Source organism: Ruminococcus sp. RTP21484sp1_RTP21277st1_D2_RTP21277_210401, from assembly GCF_040924225.1.
Taxonomy (GTDB): domain Bacteria; phylum Bacillota; class Clostridia; order Lachnospirales; family Lachnospiraceae; genus Blautia_A; species Blautia_A faecis.
This window is the reverse complement of sequence record NZ_JBCOMJ010000045.1, coordinates 18,082-30,177: the sequence shown is the minus strand read 5'-3', so window position 1 is coordinate 30,177 and position 12,096 is coordinate 18,082. Positions and strand designations below refer to the sequence as shown.

The following is a 12,096-nucleotide window of genomic DNA, read 5'->3' as shown; positions in this document are numbered from 1 at the left end:
TCGTCGTGCCCGCCTCCGTGCGGGCATTTTTCAATTCAAGAGAGCGCCACAGGCGGTCTTTCCTATAAAGTAAAAAAGACCTGCAAACCATCCGTTTTGCAGGTCTTTTTTATTACCGGTGTACTTTTATCATTCTATTTCGGAAGTTCTGTCACTGTCTCCAGCTTAAATCCTTCCCACATATCAGCAGAAATATTCCATTCTCTTAAATCTGTAACGATCTTATGATAGAACGCCTGTCCGCCACGCACAATATCATAGGTGCGGGCATCGCCTCTTGCCTCAAGGTGACGGCCAAAGCTACAGTTGGTAACATCCTCCGGACCATAGTCGTCCACATCTCCGCCCGGCCAGAAAATATAAAGCCTTGGGATATCATCAATCTGGCGAATATCAATTCCTGCAAGTTTCAGAAATTTCTTTCCAACAGACTCATGCGCCGTAAATACATGAGAATATCGCCATACAGTCCTTGTAAAATCAGATACACGGAACTGGCCCAGCCAATCCTCATCCATCATTCCGTCTGCAGTTTCTCTTGAGACGATCACAACAACAGGGAATAAACGCCCTGAATCTTTCAACGCTGCAATAAGATTCCCAAACATATCCTCTCGCAAAATACGTCTTCTGTTAGAACATTCGATTCCATTTACAATTCCGATATTGTCAACAATCGTCTTATAATATCCAGGATAACTGAAGAAAGTTACTCCCGGGTCCTGGATGGTGTGTTCTCTCTCCGGCTGTGCATATCCATTGCAAACCTTCAGAATCACTTCATCCTGACGCGACACTTCAAGTCCGGCTTCTGAATACCAGATTCTGCCGCCCACTTCCATATCCATATGTCTTACATGCATATTCAGCCGATGATTGTCCGGATCATAATTCACAGCTACATGATAAGCCAGAATGTCAGCATGATAAGTACTGGTCTTCTGTGGCATTTCCTTAAACAGACCGCCATATTTCCCCACGATCCAGCCATATATCGCATCTGCTGCCTGCTGGAAAATCTCTGCAGCAGATGCCGGTTTCTCTTCCTTCAGACGGCTTCCATCCACCTGTGTGCACATCTGGAACACGTTGTGGCGGATAAGAGGCTTCATCTCATAATGCCAGGATTCTCCGAGGCTCTCCTCGCGACCATCATTATAAACATCACGTTCCTTAAAAATAGCTGTCAGACGACTGTCGTGGAACTGACTGTCGTTTAACAGGGCAATGATCGTATTTACATTGATCGGTACCTTGCGGCTGCGGTGAAGCAGCTGATCTACCAGTGTCTGCTTGCTGGTCTTATAAATACGCTTGGCCAGGTTCTCCACCTGCTGGTCACAATCCTCATCCAGAAGCTTCGCCACCTCAGGATAAAGCTGTCCCTCTCCCAGTTTCAGGCGGAAATGGCTCTTGATCATATCACTCCATCTGCCTGATTTATAAAGGGAATGTCCCAGATCCTCAAACAGGGTAACCATGGATTTATCACAAAGCTCCAAAGTTGCCAGAATACTGTTAAAGTATCTGGAAAAGCCCTTGTAATTCTTCCACAGTTCCTCTCCTTTATAGCGCATATCGTGCTCGATCTCATGCCAGCCCTCGAAAAACATGGTCTTAATCTGAATCTCGAAGGTATCATCAATATACATATCCCAGGTCTCTGTTGAAATTTCTGATCGCAAATATTCCGGAAGACGGCACACGCCGTTTAATTTCGTAGGTTTGAACTCCTCCTCGCTTCTTTCCGAAGTGGACCAGCCAATCACATCAAAGGTATTTTCCACAATATTCTGGCAGATTTCTACATCATCATCAAAATACAGGTTAATACGGACACCTACCAGGTCCTGCAGTTTCTTATTCTCCGCGCCATAATCTTTCAGAGCAAATTTATGAGCCATAGAAGAAGCTGTCTTGATTCTGGAAAAGCATCTGTAATACAGACCGCATTGTTCCAGGCGATCACTGATAATGCGCTTCAGATCCTGCTCCACGATAGCCGGAACCTTTACCTTCGCAGCCAGTTCCTCCTTTGTATAAATTACTCTTTTCTGTTCACTCACTAATTTTACACCACCAATTTATTTATAACTGCCGGAGCCCTCACGGATTACGGTCCGAAAACTACACAGTTATTATATTTTATATTCCGTACGTTCTACTAAGCATACACTTTAGAGCCTGTTTGAAAAATCATTCCCGCAATCTGCACGCCCCACTTTGCGGTATATTTTGCCCGAATTCGGTTGCCGTAGCCCGCTACGGCGCCCTCATTCGGGCAAAATCTCCCACAAATTGTGACGCACATCTTGCAGAAAGCCTTTTTCAAACACGCTCTAGTATACCAGAATTTCCCCAAATAAAAAAGGGATATTCCGAAATATAATGGAAAATTTCGGTTAAATATATATAATCAAAAGCACTTCTTACAAGCTTCATATCCTTGAGCCTCAGCCTGTGAGACTGGCTCCTGATATGCCTTATCCGGATTCATATTTCCACAGTCAGGAATACTGTGATATTTACTTCCTGTAGCAGATATCCATACCATTTCCTCCTGACTGTCATCTGCTGCAGCAATCTGTTCTGACTTTTCTGATGCTGCAGCTGCATCAGTTCCGCTATTATCTTCAGCTGTAAATCCATTCTCCCCTTCACTTTGCCCAGCTGTTTCTCCATCACCTGAAGTATAATCATTGCAAGGATCTGCACTCCAGGTAATAGCACTTCCATCCGAAGAAGCTACAATGGTTCCCTGTTCATCAGAGCGATATACCTGAATTCCCATATCTGACAGTTTTTCCATGGTATCCGCATGCGGATGACCATACATATTTCCTGCGCCGCAGCTGATCACTGCAAATTCCGGAACTGCAGCCTGAAGAAAATCCCAGCTTGTGGATGTAGCAGATCCATGATGGCCCACACTTAACACGTCGCAGCTCAGATCAAGCCCGGAATTCACCATATCTGCCTCACAGTTAAAATCTGCATCCCCGGTAAAAACGAAACTGTTTTCTCCATTCGTCAGCTTAATTGCCACCGAATTAGCATTACTCTCTTTGCTGATTTCCTTTGGAGAAAGAATTGTAAATTCTCCCGAGCCAAATGTATACTCCGCCCCCACTGCCGGATGCTGTACTTCAAGCCCATGTGCTGCCACTGCATCCATAAAAGAGCCATAAAGGGAAGAATCATGGATATAATCTGCTCCAATCATATTGTCCACCTGAAATGCATTCAGACAGCCAATCAGTCCGCTCACATGATCCTCATCGTAATGGGATGAAATCAGATAATCAATTTCTGACACATTCTGCTCCTGCAAATAGGACACCACATAGCTGGACGCGCTTCTTGGACCACCATCATACAGCAGATTCTGTCCCTCTGACTGCACCAGAATGGATAATCCCTGTCCCACATCCAGGAAATGCACAGTCATGCTGCCGCCAGATGCCAGAACCTTTTCCCCACTTCCAGGGAATACGATTCCTGCCATAAGCAGAATAAGCGTTAAAAGATAGCCTGCAATTTGTTTTCTTAAGTGTTTCATTTTATTCCTTCTTTCGTTTTTTTCACCGTAGGCACCGCTGTCCTGCTGCCTCTTTACTATTATAATATATTCTCATCCCCACAAACATCCCTGAATTATGTTTTCACAATTGCATTTTTAGCATATAATACCTGGAAGAGCATTTTATGAGGTCGTCCATGTATTACAGAAAAGCCTTATGTGCACAGCAGGAAAATGTAGACCAGGGTACCTTACAGATAACGGTCCATTCAAAAACAGACAACCGCCCTGTGGAAAATGCACTGGTCCGTATTTCTTATACAGGTGATCCAAACAGTGTCATTGAAGAAGTCCGCACGGATTCTTCCGGCAACACCCCTGTCCTTCAATTAAAAACGCCTCCTCTGGAATACAGCCTGAATGCTTCCGAGGAGGCGCAGCCTTATGCAGAATATTCCATGCAGATCAAAGCCGAGGATTTTCACCAGGAGGAAATCGCAGGCACAGAAGTCTTGCCTGCGGTTCTGGCCAAACAGCCTGTCCTTCTGAATCCCAGGCAAGACACTGTTTCGGAAAACAGAATTGTCATTCCTCCCCATACACTTTTCTATGAATATCCACCAAAAATACAGGAATCTGAAATTAAACCAGTACACGAAACTGGCGAAATTGTTCTAAGCAAGGTCGTAATTCCGGAATACATTGTAGTGCACGATGGGCCTGTAGGTGATAACTCCGCCTCTAATTATTATGTCCGCTACCGCGACTATATCAAAAATGTAGCAAGCAGCGAAATCTATGCCACCTGGCCTGACGACACTATCCGCGCCAACATCCTGGCAATTATGTCCTTTACCCTAAACCGGGTATACACGGAGTGGTACCGCAATAAAGGGAAAGACTACACCATCACCTCCTCCACCGCCTACGACCACAAATGGATCCGCGGACGAAACATCTTTGACTCTATCGACCGCATTGTAGACGAACTTTTCGAGAATTATCTATCCCGTCCTAACGTCCGTCAGCCAATTCTTACCCAGTACTGCGACGGAGAGCGGGTGCAGTGCCGGGACAGAGGATGGATGACACAGTGGGGAAGCAAGCGGCTTGGAGACCAGGGATATTCTGCTATTGAAATCCTACGGTATTTCTACGGAAACGATATGTATATCAATGTGGCAGAAGAAGTCTCCGGGATTCCTTCCTCCTGGCCAGGATATGACCTGGATATTGGTGCTTCCGGCAGCAAAGTACTCCAGCTTCAGGAACAGCTAAATGCTATCAGCCAGGCCTACCCTGCTCTTCCAAAAGTAAATCCGGACGGAATCTATGGTGCCCAGACTCAGGCCTCTGTCCGCAAATTCCAGAATATTTTCGGTCTTCCGGAAACCGGAATCGTAGATTATACCACCTGGTACAAAATTCAGGAAATTTACGTAGGCGTCACCCGGATTGCAGAATTACAATAAACATAATATGGCGGGATTTTCTCTCCCGCCATAAAATTCTAATCTAAACCTTATAATCTAAACGGACATGCCGTTTGTCAGCAACATCACCATATAGGAACCGGCTAACCATCAGCCTTCTGCCAATTCCCGCATCAATTCATGCACTGAAGTAATTTTGTCAATCCTTCCAACATTTGCCCCACAGAACATCAATCCATTCTCTACATCTCCCTCCACCGCATCGATCAATGCCTTGGTAATGCAGTACGGAACCTGTCCTGGATTACATTTTTCCAGGCAGTTATAGCACTTCTTTACTGGAATCCGTCCATTCTCTACCAGTTTCATAAAAGGATTGCAAAGCGCCCTTCCAGGCATTCCTACAGGGCTCTGGATAATCTGCACATCTTCTTTCCTTGCATTTACATACGCCTGTTTATACCTTTCATCGGCATCGCATTCCTTTGTCGCCACAAACCGGCTTGCGATCTGCACACCATCTGCCCCAAGTGCCATAGCATGATCAATATCTTTCCGGTCAAAAATTCCGCCAGCAACTACCACTGGAATTTCCCGGCCAAACTTTTCCTCATATTCCTTTTTACATGCAATAATATCCCGGATTTCCTGGTCAAAATCCATCTCATCCCTGTGAGCCAGCTGATCCCTGGAAAATCCCAGGTGTCCTCCTGCCTCCGGTCCTTCCACTACGATCAGATCTGCAGTCCGGTTATATCGATGTGCCCACATTTTCAGAATCAGATTTGCTGCCCTTTTTGAAGAAACAATAGGCGCAATCTTTGTTCTGCAAAACTCCGGTACCAGCTCTGGCAGATTCATGGGAAGTCCTGCGCCACTGATGATCACATCTGCACCACATTCCACAGCTTCCTTTACATGCTCTTTATAATGTTTCAGCGCTACCATAATATTAACACCGACCAGCCCTTTTCCCTTGGCAATCTCCCTTGCCTTCCATATGTGCTTTCTTATTGCCTTCAGATTGCATCCCGCCTGGTCTTTCTCAAAGCCAGCCTCATCATATCCAATCTGAGCTGTGGAAATAACTCCCACTCCTCCTTCTGCTGCCACCGCGCCAGCCAGGGAGCTACGGCTCACTCCCACGCCCATTCCCCCTTGAATAATAGGAAGTTCTGCCACCTTATCTCCAATTTTCAAACATCTCAAACTGCTTTTGTATTCTCTATCCAAAACAATATCCTCCATGCTTTAATTTAGTTTGATTTTAAAACTATTTTAGTATAAAGCATTATTGTTTTTATGTCAAGTTTTACTTTTATTCGACACTTTATTATGTAGTTTTTATTACTACATATTCGGAAGTTTTCCCTATAAAAAGGAATCCCCTTGCAAGATTTGCCGCCTGCAGCAGACCATCCCCCTCATCTGCATTTCCGTTATTTCCTCTCACTGCCTGGAAAAGCTTTTTTGGGTAATAGGAATTTGCTGCAGAATCGTCTGCTGCATCAAAAAAGGCTATGCATATCCGTTTGATACACATAGCCTTCGCTTTCATTTTTTTACAGCTTTTTCATTTCAAAAAGATTAAAAAATCTTCAAAATATCATTATACATAACTACAACCATCAAAAGCATCAACACCATCAAACCTGCAAAATGAACCATGCCCTCAATCTGTCTGTTCACCGGTTTTCTCCGGATAGCCTCGATAATCAGAAATACAAGCCGGCCACCATCCAGTGCAGGAAGCGGAAGCAGGTTCATAACACCAAGGTTTGCAGATAAAAGAGCTGCCATATACAGCATATTTACCCAGATTGTCAGCATGCCCTCACTCTTACTTGCCTCATAGGTGCTGCCAATTGCATCAACTACGCCAACCGGACCGCTTAAATCCTTTACGCCCAGTCCGCCGGTAAGAAGCTCTTTCAGGCTGAGTAAGGTAGAGCGGATCATATATTTTACTTCCAGTGTTCCATACTTCAGCACTTCAAATCCATGTGTCTTCGTGTACGCCAGATTATAAGAAAAATCAAGCACTGCTGTGCGGGACTCCGATGGAGTTACCTCAGCGTTGTATTCCAGGCCATCACGCTCATAAGTAATGGTCACAGGCTCACTTGTGAGAGGATGCTCTGCAAGATATGCAGTATAATCGTCCGAACTCTCCAGTCTGGTACCATTAATGGAAGTGATCACGTCCCCAGGCTCCACACCAGTTTCAGATAAGCCCATTCCCGGAATCAGGGATGCCACCTCAAGAGAATCGGTACTCTTTCTGTTAAAGCCAAGAAGGTATCTCACCTGTACGTCTGGTTTGAAGGCCAACTCCACATCTTTGCCATTCCTCTCCACAGTCATATGAATGGTCTCATTCTCCTGTGGATTATTCAGATACATATACAGATAAAGATCTCTTGCCAGATCAATATGATACCCCTGATATTCTTTGATAATATCCCCTTCCTGAAGACCAGCTTCAGCCACAGTAGAACCACTCTCCACCTGCGTAACCTCTGCCGGGTCATAGCCCACCAGCGTAACAATGAGCACTGCAAACACAAAGGCCAGGATAAAGTTAAATACCGGTCCTGCTGCAACTGTAGCGATTCTTCCCCACACTGGTGCACCATTGAAAGTTCCCTTGGACTCATCCTCCATATCTTCTCCCAGCATGGCACAGGAACCGCCAAGGGGCAAAAGCTTCAGAGAATACCTTGTTCCATTCTTCTCTGTGCTAAGCAGCCTTGGTCCCATTCCAAGAGAAAACTCCGTTACTACGATCTTATTTTTCTTTGCAAGAAGGAAATGCCCCAGCTCATGAAAAAGAATGATCGCACTGAAAATCAATAATGCCAGAATAATCTTCAACCTACCACCTGCTTTCAATCCATTTATAAGTCTCGTCTTCTACTGCCAGTATCTCCTCCAGCTCCGGATTCCGGATCACTGTATGTCTTTCCATAGACTGTGCAATAATGTCGTAAATATCCAGAAAGCCGATTTTTTCCTGTAAAAACTTCTTCACAGCCAGCTCATTTGCTGCGTTAAACACAGTAGGCATACTGCCTTCTTTTCTTGCAGCATCCATAGCCATTGGAAGCCCCAGGAATGTGTCCATATCCGGATCTTCAAAAGTAATCTCTTTCAATTTATGGAAATCCAGTCTCTCTCCATCCAGATATCTGCGTTCCGGATAATAGAGTGCGTACTGGATTGGAAGCCGCATATCCGGAGTTCCAAGCTGCGCCATAACCGCACCATCTTTAAACTCTACCATCGAATGGATAATGCTCTTTGGCTGGACAACAACCTGAATATGATCCAAATCCACATCAAACAGCCATCTGGCTTCCATAACCTCCAGACCTTTATTGACCAGGGTTGCAGAATCTACTGTGATCTTCTGTCCCATTACCCAGTTCGGGTGCTTCAGGGTATCTGCAAGCGTCACATGTTCCAGTTCTTCTCTTTTTCTTCCACGGAAGGGACCACCGGAAGCTGTGATCAGAAGCTTCTCAACCTGCGCCCGCTTTTCCCCATGAAGAGCCTGGAAAATAGCACTGTGCTCACTGTCTACCGGAAGGATCTGAACTCCATGCTCTTTTGCCATCGGAATGATCAGATGACCTGCTGTTACCAATGTCTCTTTGTTTGCAAGGGCAATGTCCTTGCCCGCCTTGATTCCCTCCATTGTAGGACGGATTCCAATCATTCCCACAACAGCGGTAACCAGAATATCTGTCTGAGGCATACGTGCAAGCTCCAGAAGTCCCTCCATGCCAGACACAATTTTTACATCCATATCTGAAAGGCGGACAGCCAGATCCTTTGCCGCATTTTCATCCCACACTGCAATCAGCTGAGGATGAAATTCTCTTGCCTGTTCTTCCAGCATTTTCACATTTCTTCCTGCACTGATTCCCAGCACCTCTATATCGCCGTTAGCTCTCACTACATCCAGGGTCTGTGTACCGATGGAACCAGTTGAGCCTAAAATTGCAATTTTCTTCATTTGAAATTCCTCTCAGTCCATTTCAGGGACAAATCACATCTTATCATTTCCACACTTCTTATTCCTTTATGCTTCCCGCTGCCAATCCGGAATCAGATTCCCAGCACAAGCTTCGCCAGGAAATAAATAGCCGGAGCTGTAAAGATCACACTGTCAAATCTGTCCAGGATTCCACCGTGTCCCGGGATCAGTTTGCCATAGTCCTTGATTCCCTGATTTCTCTTAATAGCAGAAGCAGCCAGATCTCCAACCATGGAGATCAGTGCTCCGACTGCACAGATCAGCGCATACTCTGCAATCTTTCCGCCAGTTGCTGCTGCATAAATTGCGCCCAGAAGCGCAGCGCCTGCCACGCCGCCTACTCCACCTTCTACTGATTTCTTCGGGCTGAGGATTGGTGCCATTTTGTGCCTGCCGATCAGCATTCCCACACAATATGCGCAGGTATCGCATCCCCAGGAGCATAAAAAGATCAGCCATACCAGGAATTTTCCATCCGGAAGGTTCCTGGTAAGATAAATAAAGGAGAGCATTACAGCCACATATACCACCCCAAAGAACGCCGGCATCACCTGTTCTGCTTTGAACTTGGGATAAGTAAATACGTAAACGAACATAAACATCATGAACGAAATGATCACGCCCATCATTCCATATTTTTCAAAATCCAGCGACATCAGCACATAGTAGATCACAGCTCCAAGATAGCCTGCAATTTCCAGGGCATTAAAATGGTCTTCCCGAACCTTCATAACCTTATAAAGCTCCTGCATTCCGATCAGAGAGATCCCAAGTAGTGTAAAAAACAGCACATAACCTCCACTGATAATAGTCAGAAGCGCAACTGCGACCAGCACAATACCGCTTAAAAGACGTGTTTTAAACATCTTACTCCTCCTTCACACCGCCATATCTTCTGTCTCTTTGATTATATTTCTCAATAGCCTGTACTAATTCTGTTTTATGGAAATCCGGCCATGCCACGTCTGTAAAATAAAATTCCGTATAAGCCAGCTGCCACATAAGGAAATTGGAAAGTCTCTGTTCGCCGCTGGTGCGTATCAGAAGATCCGGATCCGGCACTCCTGCAGTATCCAGGTAGCTTCCAATCGTATCCTCTGTGATCTGATCCGGAGAAACTTTTCCATCCGCCACATCCTGTGCCATCTTTCGCATTCCTCTTGTAATCTCATCGCGGCTTCCATAATTCATGGCGATCTGGAAGTACAGCTCATCATAATCCTTGGAAAACTCCTCCAGTTTACGGATGCTTTCCTGAATATCCGGTGCAAAAGCAGAGATATCGCCGATAATTTTGATTTTCATCTTATTATCCCGGGATATTTTGATACATTTCTTAAGATAACTGCGAAACAGCTTCATAAGCCCGTCCACTTCTTCTCTGGAGCGTTTCCAGTTCTCCGTGGAAAAAGCATATACTGTCAGATATTTCACGCCCAGATCTTTAATATCATAGCAGACCTGCTCCAGATTGGCGCAGCCCTTAACATGTCCATAGCCACGAGGCAGTCCCTTTGCCTTTGCCCAGCGGCCATTGCCGTCCAGAATAATGGCAATATGATTGGGTACGTTCATATTTTTCTCCTTGTATTTTGTTTTTCTTTTTTCGTTATAAGCGTTCAGATTATTCGTACAATTTCATACAAAAGGGCAGAAAAGAGCTCTTTTTAAAGAGCTCTTTTTGCTGTTTCTTTATAAAAGGATCCTGTTTTGCAGATTTTTAGTCCAAACGGCTCTGCGCTTCAGGTAATATGCCCTTATACAGTCATAATCTCCTTACCTTTTGCTTCTACTGCAGCATCTACATCCTTGATGTATTTGTCTGTAAGCTTCTGAACTTTGTCCTCTAACTCTTTGATCTCGTCCTCAGATACATCCTCTTCTTTTTTCAGCTTCTTGTATGCATCGTTGGCATCACGGCGGATGTTGCGGACAGCAACCTTAGCTGCCTCACCTTTTTTCTTAACATCTTTAACCAGATCTTTACGGCGTTCCTCGGTAAGCTCCGGGAAAACAAGACGGATTACTTTTCCATCGTTATTCGGGTTCAGACCAAGATCAGAAGTAAGGATTGCTTTCTCAATTCCCTTGATCAGGCTGGATTCCCATGGCTGGATCTGGATCATACGAGCTTCCGGAACTGTGATATTTGCCACCTGCTGAATCGGTGTAGGGCTTCCGTAGTAATCTACTGTCAGCTTGTCAAGGATATGCGGATTGGCACGTCCTGCACGGATAGTAGTCAGCTCTGCTTCTAAGCTGCCCAATGTCTTTTTCATTTTCTCTTCATACTTCTGAATTCTTTCATCCATAAAATTAATCTCCCTCTTTATGATTTTCTGCCGGTAGCAGTATTATCCTATTTTCTGCGCAACGCGCTTATACAGTAACCTTTGTTCCGGAAAATTTTCCGTGAACAGTGTTGATAATGCTGTTCTCCTCATCAAGAGCAAATACCATCATCGGCATTTTCTGCTCCAGACACATAATAGAAGCTGTAAGATCCATGGCTGCAAGCTTCTTGTCAACAACTTCCTGAATAGAGATCTCATCGTACTTCACAGCGTCAGGATTTACCTTCGGATCGCTGTCATAAATACCATCAACTGCCTTCGCCAGAAGAATCGCATCGGCCTCAATCTCAACTGCACGAAGAACCGTAGCTGTGTCAGTAGAGAAATACGGATGTCCTGTACCGCCTGCAAAGAATACCAGCTTGCCCTGTGCAAAGCTCTCTTCTACACTGTCCTTGGAATACAGTTTTGTAAATGCACCACATGCAAATGGTGTATAAATCTCAGTCTTCATACCTGTATATCTGCAAAGGTCAGATACATAAATACAGTTCATAATAGTAGCAAGCATACCGATCTGATCTGCCTTGTTGCGGTCTATCGTCTCACTGGTACGTCCTCTCCAGAAGTTTCCACCGCCAATCACAATGCCGATCTGTACTCCCTCATCAGAAATTGCCTTGATCTGCTTCGCTACTGCAAGAACAGTTGCCTCGTCAAATCCTGTTTTCTTCGGTCCGGCAAGAGCCTCGCCGCTTAATTTTAATAAAACTCTTTTCATTTCCATGCTTTTATCCTGCCTTATTTTTT

At 44.9% G+C, this 12,096-nt stretch carries 12 protein-coding genes and 1 pseudogene; 2 read left to right on the top strand and 11 right to left on the bottom strand.

Annotated features, from left to right (window positions below):
- Positions 1 to 134: 134 nt before the first annotated feature.
- Together AB5706_RS21530 and AB5706_RS21525 are read right to left on the bottom strand one after the other, a co-directional pair.
- The gene (locus AB5706_RS21530) at positions 135 to 2,066 is read right to left on the bottom strand and encodes a hypothetical protein (RefSeq protein WP_173772588.1); all 1,932 of its coding nucleotides are present in this window, start codon (positions 2,064 to 2,066) and stop codon (positions 135 to 137) included.
- 98 nt (positions 2,067 to 2,164) lie between these two features.
- Positions 2,165 to 2,311: a DUF6783 domain-containing protein gene (locus AB5706_RS21525; RefSeq protein WP_306797103.1), complete on the bottom strand. Its 147-nt coding sequence runs from the start codon at positions 2,309 to 2,311 to the stop codon at positions 2,165 to 2,167.
- Here AB5706_RS21525 and AB5706_RS21520 point away from each other — a divergent pair.
- A pseudogene (locus tag AB5706_RS21520) lies at positions 2,249 to 2,389 on the top strand (DUF6783 domain-containing protein); the annotation flags it as partial. The gene AB5706_RS21525 and the pseudogene AB5706_RS21520 sit on opposite strands and share 63 nt — an antisense overlap.
- Before the next feature lie 27 nt (positions 2,390 to 2,416).
- On the opposite strand, the gene AB5706_RS21515 reads toward AB5706_RS21520, so the two are convergent.
- A complete protein-coding gene (locus AB5706_RS21515; protein WP_368366313.1) occupies positions 2,417 to 3,559 on the bottom strand; it encodes a ComEC/Rec2 family competence protein in 1,143 nt (380 codons plus the stop codon).
- Between the two features lie 158 nt (positions 3,560 to 3,717).
- On the opposite strand from AB5706_RS21515, the gene AB5706_RS21510 reads away from it, so the two are divergent.
- Positions 3,718 to 4,992 carry a peptidoglycan-binding domain-containing protein gene (locus AB5706_RS21510; RefSeq protein WP_118578722.1) on the top strand — a complete coding sequence of 425 codons (1,275 nt, stop codon included), beginning with the start codon at positions 3,718 to 3,720 and terminating at the stop codon, positions 4,990 to 4,992.
- Positions 4,993 to 5,103: 111 nt separating this feature from the next.
- On the opposite strand, the gene AB5706_RS21505 is transcribed toward AB5706_RS21510, so the two are convergent.
- The 8 genes from AB5706_RS21505 to pyrH all read right to left on the bottom strand — a co-directional run bounded on the left by AB5706_RS21505 (position 5,104) and on the right by pyrH (position 12,073).
- Positions 5,104 to 6,186 (bottom strand): NAD(P)H-dependent flavin oxidoreductase, encoded by a 1,083-nt coding sequence (locus tag AB5706_RS21505; RefSeq protein ID WP_330589388.1) that lies wholly within the window; start codon positions 6,184 to 6,186, stop codon positions 5,104 to 5,106.
- Between the two features lie 100 nt (positions 6,187 to 6,286).
- Complete coding sequence (locus AB5706_RS21500; protein ID WP_173716361.1) at positions 6,287 to 6,511, bottom strand: hypothetical protein; 225 nt, start codon at positions 6,509 to 6,511, stop codon at positions 6,287 to 6,289.
- Positions 6,512 to 6,540: 29 nt separating this feature from the next.
- Positions 6,541 to 7,827, bottom strand: coding sequence for an RIP metalloprotease RseP (gene rseP / locus AB5706_RS21495; RefSeq protein WP_173772592.1), 1,287 nt, complete (start codon positions 7,825 to 7,827; stop codon positions 6,541 to 6,543).
- 1 nt (position 7,828) lies between these two features.
- A complete protein-coding gene (gene dxr / locus AB5706_RS21490) occupies positions 7,829 to 8,971 on the bottom strand; it encodes a 1-deoxy-D-xylulose-5-phosphate reductoisomerase (protein WP_173772595.1) in 1,143 nt (380 codons plus the stop codon).
- A 92-nt stretch (positions 8,972 to 9,063) separates the two neighbouring features.
- The gene (locus tag AB5706_RS21485; RefSeq protein WP_173772597.1) at positions 9,064 to 9,858 is read right to left on the bottom strand and encodes a phosphatidate cytidylyltransferase; all 795 of its coding nucleotides are present in this window, start codon (positions 9,856 to 9,858) and stop codon (positions 9,064 to 9,066) included.
- A 1-nt stretch (position 9,859) separates the two neighbouring features.
- Entirely contained in the window at positions 9,860 to 10,615 is a 756-nt protein-coding gene (locus AB5706_RS21480) for an isoprenyl transferase (protein ID WP_276512286.1), read from the bottom strand.
- Positions 10,616 to 10,749: 134 nt separating this feature from the next.
- Positions 10,750 to 11,304 (bottom strand): ribosome recycling factor, encoded by a 555-nt coding sequence (frr, locus tag AB5706_RS21475; RefSeq protein WP_118578734.1) that lies wholly within the window; start codon positions 11,302 to 11,304, stop codon positions 10,750 to 10,752.
- Between the two features lie 67 nt (positions 11,305 to 11,371).
- Positions 11,372 to 12,073, bottom strand: coding sequence for a UMP kinase (gene pyrH, locus AB5706_RS21470; RefSeq protein WP_330590253.1), 702 nt, complete (start codon positions 12,071 to 12,073; stop codon positions 11,372 to 11,374).
- Between the last annotated feature and the right edge of the window lie 23 nt (positions 12,074 to 12,096).